This is a genomic window from Shewanella sp. SW24 (assembly GCF_025653395.1).
Taxonomy (GTDB): domain Bacteria; phylum Pseudomonadota; class Gammaproteobacteria; order Enterobacterales; family Shewanellaceae; genus Shewanella; species Shewanella oncorhynchi.
Window position 1 is genome coordinate 1 of record NZ_JAKKSH010000021.1, and the last position, 23,900, is coordinate 23,900.

At 44.1% G+C, this 23,900-nt stretch carries 17 protein-coding genes, 1 tRNA gene and 1 pseudogene; 5 read left to right on the top strand and 14 right to left on the bottom strand.

The genetic code is table 11. The features are described 5' to 3' along the window. Positions 1–139: pseudogene (locus L5M17_RS16130) on the bottom strand (IS4 family transposase); the annotation flags it as partial. Positions 140–696: 557 nt separating this feature from the next. After that, positions 697–2,466, bottom strand: a complete 1,770-nt coding sequence (locus L5M17_RS16135) for a flavocytochrome c (protein ID WP_105252708.1) — start codon at positions 2,464–2,466, stop codon at positions 697–699. Positions 2,467–2,693: 227 nt separating this feature from the next. Between L5M17_RS16135 and L5M17_RS16140 the strand changes: the two genes are divergently transcribed. The 3 genes from L5M17_RS16140 to L5M17_RS16150 all read left to right on the top strand — a co-directional run bounded on the left by L5M17_RS16140 (position 2,694) and on the right by L5M17_RS16150 (position 5,992). Continuing rightward, entirely contained in the window at positions 2,694–3,722 is a 1,029-nt protein-coding gene (locus L5M17_RS16140; protein WP_028759679.1) for a porin, read from the top strand. 123 nt (positions 3,723–3,845) lie between these two features. After that, positions 3,846–4,727, top strand: a complete 882-nt coding sequence (locus tag L5M17_RS16145; RefSeq protein WP_028759678.1) for a LysR family transcriptional regulator — start codon at positions 3,846–3,848, stop codon at positions 4,725–4,727. Between the two features lie 38 nt (positions 4,728–4,765). Beyond that, positions 4,766–5,992, top strand: a complete 1,227-nt coding sequence (locus L5M17_RS16150; protein ID WP_263148503.1) for a DUF819 domain-containing protein — start codon at positions 4,766–4,768, stop codon at positions 5,990–5,992. Between the two features lie 353 nt (positions 5,993–6,345). Here the strand turns inward: L5M17_RS16150 and L5M17_RS16155 are convergent. Next, a tRNA-Pro gene (locus L5M17_RS16155) sits at positions 6,346–6,422 on the bottom strand. Positions 6,423–6,733: 311 nt separating this feature from the next. Further along, entirely contained in the window at positions 6,734–8,263 is a 1,530-nt protein-coding gene (locus L5M17_RS16160; protein ID WP_263148504.1) for an alpha/beta hydrolase, read from the bottom strand. A 221-nt stretch (positions 8,264–8,484) separates the two neighbouring features. Here L5M17_RS16160 and L5M17_RS16165 point away from each other — a divergent pair, with 221 nt between their 5' ends. Next, a complete protein-coding gene (locus tag L5M17_RS16165) occupies positions 8,485–8,985 on the top strand; it encodes a DUF6942 family protein (RefSeq protein WP_263148505.1) in 501 nt (166 codons plus the stop codon). A gap of 117 nt (positions 8,986–9,102) precedes the next feature. Here L5M17_RS16165 and nadE read toward each other — a convergent pair whose 3' ends face one another. The 10 genes from nadE to dapA form a co-directional block, all read right to left on the bottom strand. Further along, positions 9,103–9,933, bottom strand: a complete 831-nt coding sequence (gene nadE / locus L5M17_RS16170) for an ammonia-dependent NAD(+) synthetase (protein ID WP_263148506.1) — start codon at positions 9,931–9,933, stop codon at positions 9,103–9,105. A 201-nt stretch (positions 9,934–10,134) separates the two neighbouring features. Next, complete coding sequence (locus L5M17_RS16175; protein ID WP_028759658.1) at positions 10,135–11,439, bottom strand: inosine/guanosine kinase; 1,305 nt, start codon at positions 11,437–11,439, stop codon at positions 10,135–10,137. A gap of 163 nt (positions 11,440–11,602) precedes the next feature. Further along, positions 11,603–12,607 carry a ferrochelatase gene (hemH, locus tag L5M17_RS16180; protein WP_263148507.1) on the bottom strand — a complete coding sequence of 335 codons (1,005 nt, stop codon included), beginning with the start codon at positions 12,605–12,607 and terminating at the stop codon, positions 11,603–11,605. 112 nt (positions 12,608–12,719) lie between these two features. Beyond that, on the bottom strand, positions 12,720–13,364 hold the full coding sequence (gene adk / locus L5M17_RS16185) for an adenylate kinase (RefSeq protein ID WP_028759655.1): 645 nt from the start codon (positions 13,362–13,364) through the stop codon (positions 12,720–12,722). 140 nt (positions 13,365–13,504) lie between these two features. Further along, positions 13,505–14,368: a co-chaperone YbbN gene (locus L5M17_RS16190; protein ID WP_263148509.1), complete on the bottom strand. Its 864-nt coding sequence runs from the start codon at positions 14,366–14,368 to the stop codon at positions 13,505–13,507. 184 nt (positions 14,369–14,552) lie between these two features. Continuing rightward, positions 14,553–16,466 carry a molecular chaperone HtpG gene (htpG, locus tag L5M17_RS16195; RefSeq protein ID WP_028759653.1) on the bottom strand — a complete coding sequence of 638 codons (1,914 nt, stop codon included), beginning with the start codon at positions 16,464–16,466 and terminating at the stop codon, positions 14,553–14,555. A gap of 181 nt (positions 16,467–16,647) precedes the next feature. Continuing rightward, on the bottom strand, positions 16,648–19,743 hold the full coding sequence (locus tag L5M17_RS16200; protein WP_131523289.1) for an efflux RND transporter permease subunit: 3,096 nt from the start codon (positions 19,741–19,743) through the stop codon (positions 16,648–16,650). Then, positions 19,740–20,822, bottom strand: coding sequence for an efflux RND transporter periplasmic adaptor subunit (locus L5M17_RS16205; RefSeq protein ID WP_263148511.1), 1,083 nt, complete (start codon positions 20,820–20,822; stop codon positions 19,740–19,742). Before L5M17_RS16205 ends, L5M17_RS16200 begins: the two co-directional genes overlap by 4 nt. A 368-nt stretch (positions 20,823–21,190) precedes the next feature. Beyond that, positions 21,191–22,288, bottom strand: coding sequence for an outer membrane protein assembly factor BamC (gene bamC, locus L5M17_RS16210; protein ID WP_198572357.1), 1,098 nt, complete (start codon positions 22,286–22,288; stop codon positions 21,191–21,193). A 3-nt stretch (positions 22,289–22,291) separates the two neighbouring features. Continuing rightward, positions 22,292–23,176, bottom strand: a complete 885-nt coding sequence (dapA, locus tag L5M17_RS16215) for a 4-hydroxy-tetrahydrodipicolinate synthase (protein WP_263148512.1) — start codon at positions 23,174–23,176, stop codon at positions 22,292–22,294. A 172-nt stretch (positions 23,177–23,348) separates the two neighbouring features. Here dapA and L5M17_RS16220 point away from each other — a divergent pair, with 172 nt between their 5' ends. Then, complete coding sequence (locus tag L5M17_RS16220; RefSeq protein WP_028759648.1) at positions 23,349–23,900, top strand: glycine cleavage system protein R; 552 nt, start codon at positions 23,349–23,351, stop codon at positions 23,898–23,900.

Consider the following 23,900-nt stretch of genomic DNA (forward strand, 5'->3'; position numbering starts at 1 on the left):
TTCGACCTAACTCAGTCAAGGTCAGTGTCTTACATTCAATCAGTGCCTTAGAGGCCAGCATCAAGCTGTTTAATCGTTTTAGGTGAAGTTCTGGGCAGTATTGGTGTAAAGAATGTTGTAGGATATTGGCTTCGCGCATCTTGTTGTCCAAGTGTAGTTTTTAGCGAAACCATTTGATCATGCAACAAGATGCGCTTCCACCCTAATTTGATGATTTATTTGTAAATCATCAGGGGATTCTTCAGTGCTCTGTAGGAAAGTCTACCAACACAATCCTATTGAGCATTAAAGCTGATCAATATATGTGTAATAATTTTAAACGCTGGAAATGTAGGTTCAGTGATAGTAATCGTTACTGCGTATCCGGCTTAAGGTTCAGACGTTCAAATCTGTAATTGGTTCTCTAAGAAGTGGTGCGATGCTGGACTCGCCTACAGTGTATTATTCGATTCATGGAAAGAGTAAGTACATTTCGCCAATATTCCCGCGCGATCTAAAAAGATGAAGCCATCGAAAAGTGAGCAAAATCCATCGAATCTAATTCTGCCGACAAATAAAAAAGAGAGGCTACATTAGCCTCTCAAAAAATAGCAGGGGAGTACTTTAACTCAAGCAATAATTTTATTGCTAATATTTACGATGAATAAAACTTGAGATGTTGTGAGAGACAATAACGAGTCTCTCACTGATTTAGCGTTACTTTGTATTTAGAGCATGTTTGGCAGCATTTGTCCCTGCGATTTTACCGAAAATCACAGTATCAGCGACAGCATTACCCCCTAGTCGATTATACCCATGAACACCACCAGTCACCTCTCCCGCCGCAAATAAACCTTTAAGCGGTTGGCTTTGTATATCGAGTACTTCAGCTTTAGTGTCAATGGCAACTCCCCCCATAGTATGATGGATGCCAGGAGCAACTTTTACGGCATAATAAGGAGATTTTTCTATTGATAGCGGCATCTGCTCACGGTTAAATGCCTCATCTTTACCCTGTTTGAAATAATGGTTGTAGTTTGTGATAGTTTTGTCTAAAACACTTGGAGTCATTCCTGTTATTTTTGCAAGCTCTGCAACAGTATTGGCCTTTTCAAGCATTTCTAAATGATCATACCCCTGAACCATTTTAGCTTTTTTATATAATTCATTATCAAATACTAGCCAAGCATATTGTTCAGGCTGTTTTAGAATGGCATCGGAGGCTTTATCTCTAGTTGTTAATTCATTGATAAAGCGATCGCCTTCTTTATTAACCATTATGGCTCCGACACCTCGAACCGTTTCTGAAATTAATATACGGCTATCTTTTCCGACTGTTGGATGTGTCTGGATCCAATCAATATCAGTCATACTTGCACCGACTGCTTTAGCAAGTTCAATACCATCCCCAGTTGAAGTGATATTATTTGAACTTGTCATGCCTTTAAATGTAGGGCGATAAAAAGCAATCATTTCTTTGTTAAACCCATAACCACCTGTGGCTAAAACAACCGACTTAGCTGCAACCATATAGTGACCAGAGTGTTTACCGTGGATGACAACACCCACAATTTTTTGTTCATCATCAACAACCAGTTTAACAACTTTGGAGTTGAGTCTTGTATCAACCCCTTCTTTATCCGATGCTTTTCTTAGTACATCAATAATGTGTGGACCAACACTTAAACCACCAGATGGACGATGTGTTCTATCGACTCTAGCGCCGCCAGAGCGTTTTAAATCATCCATATTGGCGCCTAAAGATTCTAACCATTTAATGCCATCAGCCGATTGCTCCGCTAATATTTGTACCAATTTAGGGTCGTTAGCATATCGACCGCCTTTCATTGTATCTTCGACATACCATTCGATTTTATCATCGACTTTATGATCTTTTTGCTGAACTGTACCCACAGCATTATACCCGCCTGCGGCGAGCATAGAGTTACCACCACTAAATGGTGCTTTATCAAGCAATATAACGTTAGCCCCCGCCTTTTTAGCTGCAATCGCAGCATTAAACCCAGCACTACCGGCTCCAACAACAATCACATCCGTTGTTTCTTTAGGACCTGCAGCTATCGCTTTATTTATTGCTTCATTATCCCAACCTTTGTCCCACGGTTCTTTAGATTTTGCTTTATTAAAAGGCATGTCAAGCCCTTTAAATGAATGGCATTCATTACAATATAACTTTGGTTGTTCATGTCCTTTATGACAAGACGTACAATTAATATCACCTAAGTGTGAAGAATGTGGGTCAATTTCTAGTTTAGGATTTGCTAGTTTCCCATAATCACCATGGCAGGATTTACATTGCTTATTTTCAAATGTCTCGCTATCGCTCACTTTATTAGGTGCTGTATGGCAGGTTTTACAACCATTAACATCTTTATGGAATGATGCTAAATCATTTTTATTATCAGCAGCCCATGATGACGCAGTTAAAATCGAACAGACAATAATACTCAAGTATTTTATCTTCATGCAATTCTCCAGTTTTTATTTTGGTAAGATTTGGCGTGATGATAGTTTCTTAATTTTTTTTAAATAGTGACATTGAGCAATAAATTGAAATTGTTAAATATAACTTAACACACTTTAAGTCATGCTTAACTCGATATTTTTTTTGATTAGATGTGATCTAAAGCGGAGATGTGTTTGCTTAAATCTCTAATATGGCATTGCTTTTACATTCTAAAAAGGTGATGTCGATGAAAAACACTAAATATATTGGTTTTAGTTTAATTTTAATTTGTTCAACTCCAGCTTTATCTGAGCCACTAGATTTTTATGGAAGACTGTGGCTTGGTGTGGCCAACTCAAGTAATGGTCTTTCTGGTAACGAAAAAGTTGATGGATTTTCCCTTGAAAATTATGCATCATATTTAGGCGTTAAAGGTGAGTATAGTGTATATGATAATTTTAGCTTGTTATATAAATTTGAAGCAGGGATAGAAAGCTTTGATAACGATGATTCTAATATTTTCAAACCGAGAAACTCATACTTAGGTTTTAAAACTAACTATGGTTCAGCTGTTTTCGGAAGAAATGATACCGTTTTTAAAAGTGCTGAAGGTAAAGTGGATTTATTTAATATTACCTCAAGCGATATGAATATGATCATTGCAGGTAACGATAGATTAGGCGATTCGGTAACATTAAATAGCGCTAAGGTCGCAGGTGTTACTATGGGTATTAGTTATGTTTTTGAAAAGGATTTTAATCAAAAAAATCCAGAACTTTCTGATAAACAAAACAATTATGCAATTAGTTTTTCCCTAGGCGATGCTGCATTTAAAAAGAATAGTCACTATATTTCAATAGCCTATGCTGATGGATTGAACCAGTTAGAGGCAACAAGACTGGTGGGTGGTGTTGCTATTTCATCCGTAAAATTGGGGGCTATGTACCAGCGCTCTGAGTCAAGTATTTATGATAATATTAAAGGTAACTCCTACCTGTTAAGTATGGTTGTTCCTATTAATAAATATGATATAAAATTTCAATATTTAAAAGATGATGCTGGGCTGGGTAAAGTGACAAAAAATGCCGGAGCAGATCTAAAAACACTAAGAGAGAGTGATGCAAGTCAATATTCAGTAGGCGTTGATTTTAAGGCTCAAAAGGATTTGACTTTTGGGGTAGGTATTTCCTATTTTGATGGTGACTATACTGACGTCAAAGGACATACTGAGTTTGATGACACTCTCATTTTTGTATCTACAAGATATCTATTTTAACCTCTATGGATAAAGCGGCTAAATAGCCGCTTTATAAAAATCAGATATTTATCATGTTAATTATTTATCGTTTTAAACTATTATACTGCTAGTATAACTGATTTCCCCCTCGCGGAGCATTTGATGCGGATAACATTAAGACAATTGATGATCTTTAAAGCCATACATTCTGAGAGGCAGATCTCAAAAGCGGCAAAAGTACTTCATATGTCAACGCCTGCTGTAAGTATGGCACTTAAAGAATTAGAAAGTTCTTTAGGCTGCAGATTATTTGAGCGAGTGGCGGGAGGTTTGGTTGTAAATGCGCATGGAGAAATAATATTACCTTATGCTAATGAAATGCTGTCCAAGGGAAAAGAGTTAGAAAATATATTTTCATTCCCTGAACATGGCATTAAGGGGACGTTAACCATTGGGAGCAGTAAGACTGCTGGCAACTATGTATTATCTAAAAAAATTCCATTATTTAAGAACCAATATCCCGATGTAAAAATAAAACTAGTCATTGATAATAGTTTAGTTATTGAAAAAATGGTTTCAGAAAAAGAACTAGACTTAGGCTTTATTGATGCTAAACCCGCGAGTAAAAATCTCATTTGTGAGCATTGGTTACAAGATAATCTTTGCATTGTGAGTGGCGTAACTCATCCTGCTGCAAATGGTTTAAATACAAAATCTTGGCTTAGTGAACAATTGTGGATATTCGACCATGAATCATCGTTCTCTCGAATTCGTGCAATTCAGTTATTAAAAAGCTTAAATATACACGTTCGTGATGAAATCTGTATGTCAACCATTGGCTCTATTAAAAGGGCAATTGGAACAGGTATAGGTTTGAGTGTATTACCCCTATTAGCGATTGACGCTGAATTAGCAAGAAAAGACCTTATTTTATTACCTGTGGATGGATGGGATTATAAACGAACTTATTGGTCAATTCAGCGTGAAGGAGAAGAATTATCTGCATTAAGCATGAGTTTCCTAGCCTTTAGTAAGCTACTGTAAAATAATGTATACCAGCTATTCTTACTAGGTGAATTTAATTGATATCATCAGATCTTGGAATAGGATTTTTTTTAGTCTTTTTACTATGTGGTTTATTTTATACACACACATCCTCTATTACACTTTTTAAGCAATTTTATCGTATTTTTCCACTGATGCTAATGTGCTACACCTTACCTGCCATCTTTAGCTCGCTAAATATTATTGATGCAAGTCATAGTCAACTTAGCGAAATAGCAAAAACACACTTAATGCCCGGTTGTTTATTTTTGCTGATTTTAGGTACCGATTTCTTTGCTCTCAGTTTAGTGGGAAAAAAACTTCTCGGTATGTACGTGCTAGGTGCTGTGAGCATCTGTATTGGCGGTCCATTAAGCCTATGGTTAGGCTCTATATTTTTTCCGAACGAACTCGTCTGGCAGGGAGATAATGCTGCCTGGAAAGGCATGTCAACACTGATGGCAAACTGGCTTGGCGGAACCGCCAATCAATTGGCTGTAAAAGAAATCCACAGTGTCGGTGATGCCGTATTTGCGGTAATGATGGCTATTAATATTCTTTTTTCCGGTATATGGATGGTTATATTACTTTTCATTGCAGAACGCCAAGATAAAATCGATGATTTCTTGAAAGCTGATAAAAGCTATAGACCGATATTTTGCACTGACATCAAACGTAAAGTGATAGGAAAACAAACAAGCTATTATTGGATTCTGATATTGAGCTTGACTTTTTTCATTGTAATTTTCTTCAGTGAAAAATTATCATCCTTCCTTGCAACAAGAATCGCTAATAGTTTCCCACACTTATTTAAATACAATCTTACTTCTGAATTTTTTTGGTCAGTATTAATTGCAACTTTTTTAGGATTATTATTTTCATTAACAAATGCAAGACATGTGTTAGTCAAGGAAACTCAGCAGGCAGCTCTTTTTTTTATCTATATCATGATAATGTTGATGGGGTTGAACTTTGATATTAGCGCATTGAGCGCCGCGCCCTATTACGTTTGTATCGCTCTTATTTGGTTCTCTATACACATTATTATCTTATTTATTTTTACTGTATGTTTTCGATTACCTATCATGTACTTCGCGATCGCGAGTCAGTGTAATATTGGTGGTGCGGCTTCTGCACCAGTTATCGCCAGCGCTTTTCACCCAAGGCTGGCTTCCGCTGCTTTATTGATGGCAGTTTGGGGTTATACTTGGGCGTCTTTGTTGGCGTGGTATTTGGGTTTTTTAATGCAGTTTATTCAACCATAAGATGGGAACAAAAGTGTGTCCAACTAATTTTTTGCTCCCAATAAATGCCACTTCTGAATCTTCAAAGCACTACCCAAAGCTTTCAGCAAATTTCTATTTAACGATACAACTTATCCATTACCCCCCCCCAATCAATCAAACCTCGGGGTGATTCAACACTGGGATAAAGTCGCAGCTACGCGCAGCCTGCCCATATTTGTTATGTTTTTTCATGATTCAAGCTAGGACACTTTACCATGCATATAACGAAGTCTTTTGGCATGCTTAAATAGAACTTAAAAATCGCATAAAAATAAAAAAGCCTGCAAACGATTAAGTTTGCAGGCTTTTTAACTCTTATAAAAAGAGGAATTTGGTCGGTATGAGAGGATTCGAACCTCCGACCCCTGACACCCCATGACAGTGCGCTACCGGGCTGCGCTACATACCGAATTTTTAAGTATATTGCATACCTGTGCTGACTTAGCTAAATATTGTTTAGCGATAATCTTTACGGTTTTTGCTCAATTACTTATCACCTAAGATACTGTTTATGGGGTTTATCTTAAGCGAGCCAGAACTGTAGCAATTGCCTCGCAACTGCGCAAGGGCTTCATTACATCTCTTTGATCAACTGCTTAGTTTATGTTCTGAATGACACAATTTTCGTCGATAATGATTGCTCGATACTGATTACGTCCATACTCAAACAGGATTTAGCTGCAGAACAGACATAATGACACCCGTTTACTCAATCATCATTCAATGCGAGTGCATATGGGCGAGTCGGTACTCATCCATGCGCTCGAGTAGATATGGGAAAAAGGGATTCCATTTCTGTCGTAACATTTCAGATGCTGACACACTATACAAGCCGCGCTCTCCCCGCGAAGCTGAGGCTCCGATTTGGATCCTATGTAAATCAGGCTGGATCACTGCGCCATAAAGCCCATCATCTATGCCAAAAGGTAGCGCAACATGGGATAAGGAATACACGCCTGCAGGCCAATATAAATCTAATATTCGCACGTTTTCACTGAGCTGAGTGAGCACTTTACCCTGTGCGTCTATATCCTGTGTATCTAAATTCTGTTCATTTAAACCCAGTTCATCTAAACCAAAGTATCGCGCCTGAACCTGCGTGGTTTCATTACTGATATTTTCCACCACAGTGCCGCGATAATGTAACTCAGGGTTATTAATGTTCGCCAACAAGCCCGCAAGTGGATCATTGGACACCATCTTGGCATTCACATCGAGTCGGTTCATATCAAACAGCACTAGCTCATGACCTTTTTCAGGTAATGTTTGATACAGATTATTCACCACCGCCGCAGTTGAAACCGTTGCGTCCACCACTGACTGAAAAGTGAGTATCGACGGAACTTGCACCCGTTGCTTCGGCGTTAATCCTGCCAATAAACCTTGGTTACGCAGGGCTAATTGATAAACTACATCGCCCGCATTAACCGCAAAAGAGGTATATTTAAAGGGATCGTACTCTACTTGAATACTGTTCCATTGCAGTTTATCCAGCTCCAACAATCGTCCTATCCAACTCTGCCAGCGTGCGGCCGCCGCAGATGGCGCTAGCCCTATCGCGGGAGAGATAAAAATCATTCCATCATAATCTGGGGTTTTATTATGGCTGATACGTTCTAACTCATGGTTCAGCGCGACGGCGGCACCCGTCGAAAAAGCCACCACAAATAATGGTTTATCTTTCAGAATTTGCCGCATATGCGCTGTGGCTAAATTAACCGCTGCGGCCAGATCTTGCCAATAAAGCTCAGTCAATCCACTTGGAATCGTGCCATGTCCTGGCAGTCTTAAACCGAGCACATGAGCTTTACCTTTAAAGTGCACTGCCACATTGGATAGAGCATAGGGCGAATCCGACATACCGTGGAGCAGTAATACTCCAAATTCGGCATTAGCCACAGGCCATTCATAACTGCGATTCCAGTTTTGTGGCCAATGTGCAGGATCAGATAAGCTATTTTTGACATAGCGGTTCACGGGAGATAGTTCAGAGGCAGGAATTTTCTGTACAACTTTGTGCTCAACTTCGGCGAATAAGCGGTCTTCTAACGCTAAGTACTCATTAAAATTAGCGAGTTTAGTATTATAATGGAACTCATTTTTTAGCTCAACCGTATGCCAAAGTGACAGCTCAGGGCGCGCATTAAGAAAATAGATCCCTGTCGCGAGTAACGCCACCACTATGCCAGTACTCGCATACACTGCAGCTAAAAATAGGTGTTTTGTCGAACCTATGATGATAGCCTTCATCGCTGTTCCTACATGAAGATAAAATGTGCAACTAGATTATACGGGTAGATAAAAACATCCTTCAAACGTTTTACCGCGATAAAAACCACTTAAGCAGTACAATTTAATCACTCCAATTTAGTCACCCCAATTTACTCATCTCGCAATTTTATTAGCCGCATAGGCCTTAATCGGGTTAGGATCGAAAATAGTCTTATTCCAACGAAACTTATACACTCTCGATGATAATCGGTAATCCACACGCTAGGTTCGCCTACTATCTTCCTACCGCGCCGCTGGTACCTGAGAACTGGCATTACACTCAACCAGACGCTGTCGGGGCTCTCATAGCGTTAAATGGCAATCATTGGCGTAAGATCTTCACTATTATGGCCAAAATAAGTACGGTTGGAGATGACTGGCGCAGCTATCGTGACCAAGTGTTACTCAAGCAAAATGAAATGATCTGCATAGGCGCTATAGAGCTGATGGCAAACGCTAAGATTCATCTCATTGCGGGGCAAGTGGTCGCAAATGCTTTAGGGCTCACCATGTCCGTGAACGATTCCGGTGCGCAGCATTTAACTGCCCAAAATAAATCCATAACTGCACTTAAGCTGCCATCTTCGCTAGGACAGCATTTTTTACTCACGCCCTATTTGGATTATCGCCAATACCCAAACCAGCTGATCGCCCTGACACGGCAACACTTAGCAACGCCAGAGCCCCAACACAGTAAATAATTCCATTATGATTGTGGTAACGGCTGTCACCACAGCATTAGTCACCAAATAACAAAGGCATAAAAAAGCACTCGTGAACAGAGTTCAAACGAGTGCATATTCAAGGACGATTCAGGGTTAGTCGTAAATGGTTGGAATAGGCTGACGTTTATGCTGCGTCGCCTTATAAATACCAATCAACTTGTCCTCAACCGCCTTGCCAACGTCCTTACCCTCAAGAAAATCATCGATTTGCGCATAGGTTAAACCAAGCGCGACTTCATCTTCGAGTAACGGTTTATTGTCTTCTAAATCCGCGGTCGGCGCTTTATAGACTAACGATTCTGGCGCACCAAGGTACGCGGCAAGTTGACGAACTTGGCGCTTGTTAAGGCCAAATAAAGGTGCCAGATCGCAAGCGCCATCGCCCCATTTAGTGTAAAAACCTGTGATATTTTCGGCGCTGTGATCTGTCCCCACCACTAACCCACCTACGAGTCCAGCGAGTTCGTATTGAGCTATCATCCGCATACGGGCTTTGACGTTACCCTTCACAAAATCAACCTTCGCCACATCGGGCAAAGGCAATCCAGCTTCGACTAACGCGGCAACAGCAGCGTTGTGCACGCCATCAACGCCTTGATGCACATTCACAGTGACCAACTTAGAGGGCTGAATAAACTGACAGGCTAATTGCGCCTCATGCTCATCTTTTTGGATCTGATAAGGTAATCGCACAGCGATAAACTGGTAACCGCCTTGGCTATTTTCTTGGTTTAAACTGTCCACCGCTAACTGACACAAACGCCCAGCAGTAGAAGAATCCACCCCACCGCTGATCCCTAATACCAATGCCTTGCTACGCGCTTCTTTTAGTTTGGTTTTAATAAACGCGACACGACGTTGCACTTCGAACTCAGGCTCTATAGCCGTGAGTACCTTCATTTCTCTTAAGATTTGCGCTTTCACCGAAAATTCCACCTTAAATCATCGCTGTATTTGGACTACCTGAACCCGACTAACGTTAACATTTATTCGCAACTGCCTGTAGTTAAAATTAGCGCTTGGCTGATTGATTATTGATAAACGCCATAAAAATAAGGGCAACAACGGTTTGCCATTATTGCCCTAGCGTAAATCAGTTAGCTTAATACCAATACAGCTATCGACTTATCTTTCCCAGTAGGATTCTTCTAAGCTGTCTTCGCGCTCAGGTAAACCGCGGGATAAACGCGGGCTATGCTGGGCTAAAACTTCGTAGGCGACGCGGTTAGCGTACTTACACACTTGAGAAAACGAGGAATAACATAGGCCATCGCGCTTATGTTTACTTGAGCCTGGCACGTTAGTCTTGTGGAAAGTATTGGCCGCCAGATCGTGCAATAATGCCGATAATGCACCATCGCCAGCGCCATTAGTGTTACCGATTTTTTCTGGGCCGCCCATGTAAGGTGAAATGTGGGCAAACACTTTGATTGGTGTTTCACAGTCACTTTTAAGCTTTGGACGGGAAAATTCATAACGGTTAAATTCAGGAATCGCACCCGGTAACAGCGTGTGAGTCGTTTCGCGTTTTTCTGAGTCCTCGGTATAACCCGCAGTATAAAGCCCGATTGGACCCGCTGTGGTTAATACCATGTCGCACCATTCCAAGGCTTTTTCACTGGCAAGCAGAGGATCCCGTGAACCCGTTAAGGCTTCACCTTCATCTTCATTCATCGCCAAAATGGTGACATGTTCTTTGATGAAGTTTTGCCACCATTGTGGATCTTCTTCAATCAAGAAACGCGTGCCTAAGGTTAATACCACGGGAACTTCGGCGGCTTTTGCATATTCGATAGCGCACATGGCCGCATCGGTAATACGGTCGCCATCACTGGCGCGCATCAAATATGCGGTCAACACTAAGGCTGAACTGCCCTGAACTACGTCTTTATCGATAAATTCAGGTGTGAGTTTATCCATAGCGCCTTTGCTGATCGCAAATGTTCGCTCGCCGCACTCAGAAATCAGGGTAAAACAGCGACCGATAGGACCATCTACAGGTTGTAGAAAGTTAAGGTCGACTTTAGAAGAGGTATTACATAAATAGCGGTAGGCGTAACTGCCCACTTCGATATTTTGACTCATTACTCCAAACAGCACTGAACGGTCATCGGCCAGAATAGAATAGTTGTGCACTGTGTTACCAATAGTGCCACCAGCAAATTCATCGCTAATCAAACCATGAATTTTTAACTCAGTGTAGAGTCTGTGGGCCTGTTCATCATTGATCAAGGTAGAATTGCCTTTGGGCAAGCCATAACGGCTCAGCAATTCGTCTTCCACTTTCGCTTCGATATCCACTAAGGTTTGATCAATACCGCTGATATAAGTCGCAAACGGCTGAGGCTGTTGAGTCAGCTGTTCAAGCAGCGGATCTCGGGTTTTAACCGGAAAATAATGTTTAGATTTACGCTGACCGGGAAACTTCATAGTGGCTCTCTTTTCCTGGCATCCATGCTAATTGGCGTCTGCCGAGGCGGTCAAGCCAAGCAGCATCCTAAAAATATTGAGTCTAGGCTAGCGAGACAAAAAAACCACCCCTTAGCCGGAAGGGCGCAGATTCTATCACAAAATCAGTTCGAAGCCAGTGCTTCTATATCCAAGATACCGCTTGTTCTTGGATTAATTGCCGTAATAATTCAATGTGTAACTCATCGTCGTTCAAACAAGGGATAAACCGATAGTCGCTGCCACCCGCATGCAAAAAGGTTTCCTTAGCGCCAATGGAGATTTCTTCTAAGGTTTCGAGGCAATCGGTCGCAAACGCAGGGCAAATCACATCGACACTTTTGATCCCTTGCGCAGGTAACTCGGACAGTAATTTATCGGCGTAGGGCGTTAACCATTCTTCGCGGCCAAAGCGCGATTGGAAGCACACTTGCCATTGCGACTCGCTCAGCTCAAGTTTTTGCGCCAACAGTTTAGCCGTGACAAAACACTGCTCGCGGTATGGATCGCCCTCTTTCACATAACGCAGTGGAATACCATGAAATGACAAGAGCAACTTGTCGGCCTGCCCATGGGTTTTCCAGTGGCGCGTCACACTGTGTGCCAGCGCAGCAATATAAGCGCTATGGTCAAAATAGTCTTTATTAAAGCGAACCTGCGGCATGTCACGCACAGTTTTAAGATAACGGGCAACGGCATCGAACACACTTGCCACCGTCGAGCAGGAATATTGGGGATACAAAGGCAGTACGACAATACGCTCTGCCCCTTGGGCTTTCAGGCGTTCAAATCCCACATCGATGGAGGGATTGCCGTAACTCATGCCCAGTTCAACCGGAATGATCTGGTTAAACGTAGCGCTTAAGTCCACCGCCAGTTTTTGTGCTTGGCGCTCACTTATCACCATCAAGGGCGAACCTTCTGGCGTCCACACGCTTTGGTAGAGTTTGGCGACTTTCGCCGGACGGGTGTTGAGGATAATGCCGTTCAGTAGCGGTTGCCAAATCCACGGCGATAAATCGACGACACGCGGATCACTTAAAAACTGCCTTAAAAAGCGTTTAACGGCCTTAGGACTAGGTTGATCAGGCGTGCCGAGGTTAACCAATAACACACCAAAAGCAGGGGAAGGATTCAACGTTAAGCTCATGGTTAATGAAGTTCACTTGGAGGCTAACATTGCGATACCCATAAAAAAAGCCTGCATCGGCAGGCTTTTTCTTAATATGAGAACTTGTTCTCGTAAATTAACCTTTATTCGGTTATTTCAACACTCTAGCTAACTGCTCACTCACGGCCGCAACCGATTGAGTACCGTCAAACTTGTTGTATTGAGTTTGGCCAGCGGCAGCCACTTTACCGTAGTATTCAACCAGCGGCTTAGTTTGCTCGTGGTAAATCGCAAGACGTTTACGCACTGTGCTTTCTTCGTCATCTGGACGAATAGCTAAATCTTCGCCCGTCACGTCGTCTTTACCTTCCACTTTAGGTGGATTAAAAACCACATGGTAAACACGGCCAGAACCTGGGTGAACACGGCGACCGCTCATGCGCTTAACGATTTCTTCGTCTGGCACGTCGATTTCAATCACGTGATCAATGCTAATACCGTTTGCTGCCATCGCATCCGCCTGTGGGATGGTACGTGGGAAACCGTCTAACAAGAAACCTTTAACACAGTCTTCCTGTGCGATACGCTCTTTAACCAGACCGATGATCAGATCATCAGAAACCAGTTGGCCAGCATCCATCACTTTTTTCGCTTCCAAGCCCAGTGGAGTACCCGCTTTTACCGCGGCACGTAACATATCACCAGTGGAAATTTGTGGGATACCATACTGTTCCATAATGAACTGGGCCTGGGTACCTTTACCGGCACCTGGGGCGCCCAATAGGATAATGCGCATCTCAAGAGTCCTCTTTTCGCATTGATATTCTTCTTAGGGCGGCGATCTTCGCACATCTGGCCGCCATTGAGAAGGGTTTTAGCTTCGACTTTAGCCTCAGAAACAGCAAATAAACTGCGGTTACTAAGCGATTTTTTTCATTAATAGAGCAAAGTATAGAGCTTACGGCGGTATTGATTGGCTATGGGATTACCTTGGCCAAGTGCCGTTAATACTTCCATAAATACTTGTTTTACTGTGCCATTTTCAGCACCTAAATCTTTACTGAGCACACCGAATAATAGTTCTAATGCTTCATCATCGCGGTGGGCAGCATGCAATGCCTTACTCAGCTCGAGTAATAACACTAAATCTGTTGGATTTTGCTCAAACTTTTGCTGCAAATCGCGAATTTCAGGGGTATCCGCCGCATCTAAGGCAAGTGCGAGCTTAGCTTTTAAACTCTGGTAGTAACCATCTTGGTCAGCAAGCCCTACCTTCTCAAGCATGGCTTGTGCTAACACTAATTCGCCCTGCATAAGATACACATCGGCAAGCACTAGACTCACCTCACCCGCTTGATTTGACCCCGCATGCGCGTCTTTAAGCAACACAGCTGCAGTGGCAAGATCCTCTGCGCTAACTTGACTCAGGGCGAGTAATGCTTTGGCCTGTGCTAACTGTAACTGCCACATAGGCGGTAAATATTTATCCAGCATAGCCGTGACTTGCGCCGCATCTTGCACCCCCGCAAAACCATCTACAGGCTGACCTTTATCCAATACTAACGTGGTCGGTAGACTTTGAATCCGAAAGTAATTGGCAATTTCTAATTCGGCTTCACAGTCAACTTTTGCGAGCACGAATCGACCCGCATTTTGCGCGGCAATTTGCTCTAAGGTGCGCAGCATTGCCACACTTTGTTCCTGTGGCTGTGCCCAAAATGCTAACACCACGATCTGTTGCATCGAGGCGTCAACCACTTGCTGAATATTGTCTTTAGTCAGACTGAGGATATTGTCCATAGTATTCCCTTAACATTTAAGGCCTCTATCATGGGAGGCCTTATTCTTTTAAAACTAAGCGTTAGAACCAAGTCTTAAAATCGAGTCTTACCGCTAACGGATTGAGTGACAGGCTAGGCGCAAACCACTCTTCCTGCACTAGAAACAATATCGGGGCCGTTCAAAGAAGGGCCCCGATAGTCATTTACTTCATGTTAGCCAGTAACATTTGGTTCATCAGCTTGATAAAGGCCGATGGGTCCGCAAGGCTACCTTTTTCAGATAATTGCGCCTGTTGCAGCAGCAGATTTGACCAATCCGCAAAGGCGGCTTCATCTTGAAGATCATTTAAGCGCGATACTAATGGGTGCGCTGGGTTGATCTCAAATGTCGGCTTCACTTCTGGCACAGGTTGACCCGCAGCTTGCATCAGCTTAATCATCTGAGTCGACATTTCGCCTTCACCCGCCACCACACAGGCTGGGGTGTCAGTTAAGCGTGACGTGACTTTCACATCCGCAACGGTTGAGCCTAATGCCGCTTTAATGCGTTCAACTAAAGCTACCGATTCTTGCTCAAGCTTTTCTTGCGCTTCTTTTTCAGATGCATCTTCCAGCTCACCAAGTTCTAAATCACCACGGGTCACTGAGTGCAGTTGTTTCTCTTTGTACTCAGTTAAGTGGTTGATTAGCCACTCGTCGATACGCTCTGACATCAGTAAGACTTCAATGCCTTTCTTACGTAGCAACTCTAAATGTGGGCTGTTAGCTGCGGCTTCATGGCTGTCGGCAACAATGTAATAAATCTTAGTTTGGCCTTCTTTCATGCGGCTGATGTAGTCATCAAGTGACACAGTCGGCGCCGCACTGCCCGTGTGGGTCGAGGCAAAACGCAATAAGCCAGCAATACGCTCACGGTTAGCGAAATCTTCCGCAGGCCCTTCTTTCAGCACTTGACCAAATTCAGCCCAGAACTGTTGATATTTTTCCGCATCGTCTTTCGCCAGTTTTTCCAGCATGCCAAGCACACGTTTGGTGATACCAGTACGCATCGCTTTGGTCACGTGGTTATCCTGCAGAATTTCGCGGGATACGTTCAGCGGCAGATCGTTTGAGTCAATTAAGCCCTGCACGAAGCGCAGATAAGATGGCATAAATTGCTCAGCGTCATCCATGATGAACACACGTTGCACAAACAGTTTTAGGCCGTGTTTACGGTCGCGATTCCACATATCCCAAGGCGCTTTTGCAGGAATATACAATAGGTTAGTGTATTCTTGCTTACCTTCTACCCGATTATGACTCCACAGTAGTGCATCGGTATAATCGTGGGAAATGTGTTTGTAAAACTCTTGATACTCTTCATCACTGATGTCAGCTTTATTGCGCATCCACAAAGCCGTGGCTTTGTTCATGACTTTCCATTGACCTTCGGTCGCAGGAATTTTTTCGCCATCAGGACCATCACGCTCTGGCGAGCCTTCTTGCCACATTTCGACTGGCACAGAGATATGATCTGAGTATTTAGTGATAATCGAACGCAGGCGCCAATCATCGGCAAATTCTTTTTCTTCGTCACGCAGGTGCAGCGTAATTTCAGTACCACGGCTCGCCTTAGTGATGGTATCAACGGTGAAGTTACCCTCGCCTTCTGATTCCCACAATACGGCTTCATCGGCCTTATGACCGGCAGCGCGAGTGCGAACAGTGACTTTTTTCGCCACGATAAAGGCTGAATAGAAACCGACACCGAACTGACCGATTAGCTGTGAATCCTTTGAGGATTCGCCCGATAGATTCTTAAAGAAATCAGCGGTGCCTGATTTTGCGATCGTGCCTAAATGCTCAATCACGCCGTCGCGGGTCATACCCACGCCGTTATCTTCGATGGTCACAGTGCCTTTTTCTTTATCGGCACTGATACGGACTCGCAGTTCACCGTCGCCTTCATAGAGTGCGTCATTGGTCAACGCCAGATAACGCAGCTTGTCCGCCGCATCCGCAGCGTTGGAGACCAGTTCACGCAAGAAAATTTCTTTGTTGGAATACAAAGAATGGATCATCAAATGCAACAGCTGTTTGACTTCTGTTTGAAAACCATGAGTTTCTTGTTGTGACATGAAATTTTCCTTTATTTGTTACGCAATTTGGTAAAAGTAACGCTTAGTGTTTACTAAATGGGGCTCCAAATTTGCTTTTCAAGGGCAAGGGCTAAAACGAGGTTCGAATGGCGAAAAATAAGGCGCTTGATGAATACCAAGCGCCTATATGTATGCTTTCAACATCAACCTGCACGAGGCGTTAGTCTTGGGCTAATTCTTTTTCTAACTGTTGGGCGATAGCTTCGGGCGATCCGCTGTTGCGGGCAAAGAGTCCATAGGCGGCTGGGATCACGAAGATAGTGAATAGGGTTGCCAGTAAAATCCCCGATAGCACAACCACACCAATCACAAAACGAGTTTCAGCACCTGCGCCTACCGCCAACACCAATGGCACGGCACCAGCGGCAGTGGTGATCCCTGTCATTAAGATAGGTCGTAACCGCTGCGCTGACGCTTGGATAATGGCCTTATCAAAATCAACGCCTTTATCCCGTAATTGGTTAGCAAACTCGACAATCAAGATGCCATTTTTCGCGGCTAACCCGACCAGCATAATAATGCCTATCTGACTGTAAATATTAAGACTCTGCCCCGTAAGCCACAAACCAATTAAGGCGCCGACGGTAGCCAGCGGCACAGTAAGCATGATCACCACAGGGTGGATATAACTCTCAAACTGCGCCGCGAGCACGAGGAATACAATCCCCAGTGCAAGGATGAATACGAAGTACATAGAGCTACCCGACTCTTGATAATCGAGGGATTGGCCCTTGTAGCTAATCACCGCTTCCGCTGGTAAATAGGTACGCGCCAATTGATTCATATAATCAAGGGCTTCACCTAGACTATAACCATCTTCCAAACTGGCTTCTATGGTGATCGCGCGCATACGGTTGTAACGGTTCAGCGAACTGGCGTCGGCAAACTCCTCCACAGTCACTAAGTTAGACAGCGGAATAAGCTCCTGACTGCGCTCGGAACGAACATAGATATTTTGCAGATCCGCCGCCGTATTTTGATTATCGCGCTCGCCTTCAACGATCACATCGTATTCTTCACCGTCACGCATAAACGTCGTCACTAAGCGTGAGCCCAGCATGGATTCCAACGTACGGCCAATGTTTGAAATCGACACTCCAAGGCTCGCGGCTCTGTCTCTGTCGATGACGACTCGAAGTTGAGGCTTAGTCTCTTTATAATCGTGATCTAATCCTAATAATTTGGGATTCTGTGCCGCCTTTTGCATCATGATATCGCGCCAGCGGGCAAGCTCTTCGTAGCTAGGACCACCAATCACAAATTGCACAGGTTTACCTACACCGCGACCAAAGGCTTGGCGCATTACAGGGAACGCTTGCACTCCGGCGAGATTGGCAAGACGCTTATTAATGTCGACGATAACTTCCTTTACTGGACGACGTTTGCCCCAGTCTTCCAGTACTATGATTGCCATACCGTTAGAGAAATCCGCCGCGCGGCCAAAGCCACGGGGGGCACGAATGAGCAGACGTTTGATATCACCCGTTTCGACCAATGGCATCAAGCGGTTTTCCACTTCATTCATATAGGATTCTATGTATTCGTAACTCGCGCCCTGTGGCCCGTTGACCATCAAGAATAACGAACCACGGTCTTCCTGTGGCGCAAATTCTTGCGGTACTTTTTGGACTAAATAGACACTAGAACCTAATGCGACTAACACCAGAATCGACACCAATATCGGGTGGGCCATGGCGGATTTTAAGGACAATTGATACCGGTTTGACACTTTTGTCATTATGCCGTCGACCTTACGCACCAACCAAGAATCCTGCGAGCTCGGCTTAAGCAACTTAGAGCACATCATGGGCGTGAGTGTGAGCGCTACTAGGCTAGAGAACAGCACCGCCGCACTCATGGTCACGGCAAACTCTTTAAATAATTTACCTAAATCACCCTCAAGGAAAGTGATTGGCATAAATACCGCGACCAACACGAGTGTGGTCGCGATAACAGCAAAAGCCACTTCACGCGCACCGAGGAAAGCAGCTTTGAGTGGGGAATCTCCTTCTTCGATACGTCTATGGATGTTTTCCAGCATCACAATCGCATCATCCACCACCATACCGATGGCGAGGATCATCGCCAATAAGGTCAAGAGGTTAATGGTATAACCTAGCGCATACAGCACAATAAAGGTGCCGAGCAAAGATACTGGCACAGTGATCGCGGGGATTAACATAGCGCGCACGCTGCCAAGGAACAGATAAATCACGATAATCACTAAAATCATCGCTGTGAACAGGGTTTGATACACTTCTTTAATCGAGGCTTCGATAAACACTGAGCTATCGTAGCTGCGTTTAATCGACATCCCCGCTGGCAAGGTCGGGTTGATTTTGTCAACCAGCGCATTCACTGCGCGCGCCACTTCTAACGTATTGGCGGTTGACTGTTTAGACACGCCTAAACCTATCATTGCCTCTTTGTTGCCACGGAACATAATCCGCTCTTCATCAGAGCCAATTTCCACCCGTGCGACATCGCTCAGTTTGACTAAATAACCGTCTTCCCCTTGGGTGATCACTAAGTTTGCGAAATCTTCGGCAGTGCGATAACCCCGCTCCAGTCGCACTGTAAAGTGCCGCTCCTTCGACTCTATCGAACCTGCAGGTAACTCGACGTTCTCAGCTCTGAGCGCGGCCTCAACATCGGCAACCGTTAAACTGCGAGAGGCCAAGGCTTGTCTGTCAAGCCAAACGCGCATGGCGTAAACCTTACCGCCACCAATACGCATCCGCGCCACACCATCGACCACCGAAAAGCGGTCCGACAAATAACGGTTGGTGTAATCGGTCAATTCTAGGGTCGTCATTTGATCCGACACGAGATTGAGCCACATGATCACTTCATCACTGCCATTGGCCTTTTGTACTTCTGGGGGATCAGCTTCATCGGGTAAATTGTCGAGTAAACCTGATATCCTGTCGCGCACATCGTTAGCTGCATCTTCAATATTACGACTAATATCAAACTCTAAGGTAACCGATGAGCGGCCATCACTGCTCGATGAACTCACGTGACGAATCCCTTCGACGCCACTGATCCTGTCTTCAATCAATTGGGTAATGCGGCTTTCCACCACAGCAGCACTGGCACCGCGGTAATTCGTGTCGATAGATACCACTGGCGGATCTATGTTTGGGTATTCGCGCAGGGGTAATTTATCAAAGGAGACAAGCCCGAAAGCAACCAGCAGCAAGCTGATCACTGAGGCAAATACGGGACGTTTGACCGAGAGATCAGTAAGGATCATACACTTGGCTCCGCGTTCGTATCGGCAAGATAACTAAACTTTTCCGCGAACTCAGTTTGCACTTTATCCCCAGGATGAACTTTCAGTAAGCCGCGGATCACCACGTTTTCGCCCAAGGCTAAACCGTCTAAGATCTCCACCCAGCCACGGGTGCGAATACCAATAGTGACTTGTTTACGTTCAATCACCTTGTCGGCATTGACGCTATAAACATAATGGCTGTTTTGGATCGGGATAATGGCAGATTCAGGCAACATCAAGGCCTCGCGGCTACGCTTGATGAGTTTGACCTTCATCAACATGCCCGGTAATAAACGCAGCTCAGGATTGGGGATTTCGGCGCGAACGATCACTGTGCGAGTGGTTGGATTCACGCGGCTATCAATCGATGTCACCACACCTTTGAAAGTCACATCAGGGAAAGCGACCGCTTTGGCTTCAACCTTTTTACCTGGCTCTAAATCTTGAATAAAGCGCTCTGGCACTGAAAAATCGAGCTTAATGGTAGAAATATCATCCAATGTCGTAATCACAGTGCCGGGCGACACTAAGCTGCCCACACTGATTTGACGTAAACCTAAACGGCCATTAAAAGGCGCCAGAATACTGCGATCATTGAGTGATGATTGCGCCTGTTCGAGCTCGGCACGGGTGGTATCAATAAGGGTTTGTAATCTGTCGCGTTCTAACTCGGCCACAGTGCGGCTAGTCACCAACGAACTGATACGAGCTAATTCACGTTGATTATCACTGACTTTGACTTGCGCGGCTTTAACCTTAGCGATCTGCTCAGCATTTTGCAGTTGGACTAATAACTCGCCCTTGTTAACAATATCGCCGTCGTCAAATTTAAGCGCTATCACTATGTCGGTGACTTTAGGCGTTATCGTTACAGATTCTGCTGCTTTATTGCTACCAATAGCTTCAACTTCATCGCGAATGGGCGCCATAGCTGCAGTGGCAATCACTACATTAGGTATGAGTTTAATCTGGGCTGCAGTAATCTCTTGCGGTTGCATGGCTTGGTATCCAAACCATGCCGCGGCCAATATGGCGATTATTAGAATAATTTTTTTCATCGGGCTTCCAAGGAATGACTCGCATTAATGACGGCTAGTTTACTCACTCACATCATCGCATCAATACGTTTTACTTTTTCTTACAAATTACGCTGATAGCGCAAAATATGTATGATTAAGTGTCTTTGGCGATATCAATGGTTGAGTTGCCAGAATGCAGTACGATAACAAGGTTGTTAAGTGATTAATTTTACTTATCACCAGTAACTCAACATTTATCACTAAAACCATTTGAAAAAGATTGGTATATAGATAATTTAATTCTGAAACACAGATCGCCTAGATAATCGACAATCCCCTGCTTAAAACTCAAATCGCAGCCAATAAAAAAGGGCGATAATTCGCCCTTTTCTAGTCAACTGCTGAAATTAACGTATTTGACGTTCTTCTTTCATCAGGTTTGACAGTGACTGGTACACATTGCTAACCACTTCATCGCTTAATGGCTGATCTTCGTTATCGCGAAGGAAGATTTTCGTTTCTTCTGGAGTATCACCATCTTCAAGCAGTAAACGGTAGCTACCTTCTTTCAGTGCTAACTTATCTTCGCCCCACAATGAACTCCAGAAACCAGAGTTATCGTCAAACTTGATAAAGTACAATCCTTTAGCACTATCCATATCGGCAATTTCAAAGCCCATTTCTGGTAGCACTATGCGTAGACGATCCCACACTTGCTTGTAAGAGGCTTTAGCAGACCAGTAAGCCTTACCTTCTTCAGGCGTCACGAGATCAACATTAATACCTAAGGTTTGCTTCAAACGATTCGATTGGATCGCTTGGTCGCGCTTAACGCTGATATACGCAATGGCGCTGTTCAGCATATCAATAGTGTATCTTTGCTTATCTTCACCGCTTAATAAAACTTGTTGCGCTTTATCGTCGTAGAACTCTTCGTGTTCAACTAAGTGAATAACGATATTTGCAGTACGACCATGTGGACGCGTTTCCACGTCAAAACGATAGCGTTGGCGCAACAGATAAACTTTATCCGCACCCCACATGCTCGATTCAATCACTTCACGACTTTCAATCCAATCGGTTTCTACGTTGCCTTTGTCAAAATCACGGCTACGAACAGCAATACCTTTTTGAGCAAAGAAACCATCTAAGTTTGTGAAGATTTCTTGTTTCAAATCCACAGCATTGTCGATGGATTCAACCACGATTTTAATGTTGTCACTGCCCTCTTCCACATGAGTACCTTCCGCCATTGGCAGTACTTGCAGTGGCGGACGGATATCTAAGTTTTTGCCATACAGCGAAGCATTCACTTTAGAACCCAGTGCTGGTACATCGAATTCTTTATTGTAGGGTGGCGTTTTTAATCCCGCGGGGATCTTAAGCAAAGGCGCTTGCTCGGCCTGAACATAGTCGTCGTTACCGTTCGCTTGGCGGCGATCAAGTGGCGAACTACAGGCTGCAACAGCAGCAACTAAGATCAGTGGAGTGACTTTCTTTAACATTAATTATTTAACCTCTATCTGGGCACGAGTCATTGCTTCTATCAACAGACCATGACATTGCTCAGAAAGTTCAGTCAAAGGTAAACGAATATGGCCACATTCAATCAAACCCATACGATGGGCAGCCCATTTTACTGGGATAGGGTTGGCTTCACAAAACAGTGTGCTATACAAACCGCGCAGCGGGGTATCTATGCTCTGAGCCAACTCGGCATTGCCCGCGAGCGCCGCATCACACATAGCTTTAAAAGCCTTTGGTACTATGTTGTTAGCCACAGAAATTACGCCATTTCCACCTAAGAGTAAAAACGCTCTGGCAGTGGCATCATCACCGCTATACAAGAGGAAATCGTCGCCACACAGTTCGCGCAGACGTTTTACACGGGATAAGTCACCGGTCGCCTCTTTTACACCAATAATGTTGCTCACGCTAACAAGCTCGGCAACAGTTTCTGGCAGCATATCAACGGCAGTACGGCCTGGAACATTATAAAGAATTTGTGGAATATCTGTGCTAGCAGCCACGGCTTTATAATGCGCAATCAATCCCTTAGGCGTTGGCTTATTATAATATGGCGTTACACCAAGCATAGCGGCAACACCCACCTTAGATAAGGACTTGGTGAGCTCAACGGCTTCAGATGTGGCATTGGCGCCATTGCCACCAATGACAGGAACACGTCCCGCAGCAAATTTAACGGTTTGTGAAACGACCGCTACATGCTCAGGCATAGGCAGAGTCGCTGACTCGCCAGTAGTACCAACGGCCACAATGGCATCTGTGCCTTGGTCAATATGGAATTCGACTAACCTTTCAAGACTTGCAAAATCTACTGAGCCATCACTGTTCATTGGCGTGATTAAGGCTACGATGCTTCCGTTTATCATCTGACTTTCCCCAAGATTTCAGGATTCGCTATGGTACTGATGCCAACCACTAATGACAAGCATTAACGGGGCTCTCAAATTGAATTAGTTATGGTAGCATTACATCCCGCACAAAAACTCAGCTTTAACCCTGAGTTTTCGCTCTATGATATCGAAAAAGTGAGGAAAATTCATGACCAATTTCCTGGTCGTAACAGCGATGGGTCTCGACCGTCCTGGACTTGTAAGTAAACTAGCTCGACTTGCCAGTGACTGTGACTGCGATATCGTCGACAGCCGTATGGCATTATTTGGTAACGAATTTACCCTGATCATGATGTTGTCTGGCTCGTGGGCATCAATAACGAAAATTGAAAGTATGTTCCCCAGTCTCAGCGTTGAGTTAGAACTGCTGACGGTGATGAAACGCACCTCTAAACACACACCACAAAACTACCTTTCTCGCCTCGAAGTACGCTTCACGGGTAAAGACCAACGCGGCACCATTAAACGCATTACCCAGTTCCTTGCTGACAGGTCATTAGATCTTGCCGCAGTTCGTTCATTTTCTGAGGAACTCCCCGGTGGTGAACAAACGCAAAATGTGTCGCTAACCATTAATATTCCTGAAAAAGTTGAACTAGAAAAGCTCGAACAGAGTATCTATCAGCTCGCCCAAGATATGACCTTAGATTGTACTATTCGTCGTATGGAAGGCACTGCCATCTTAGAGGACAGAGGATAA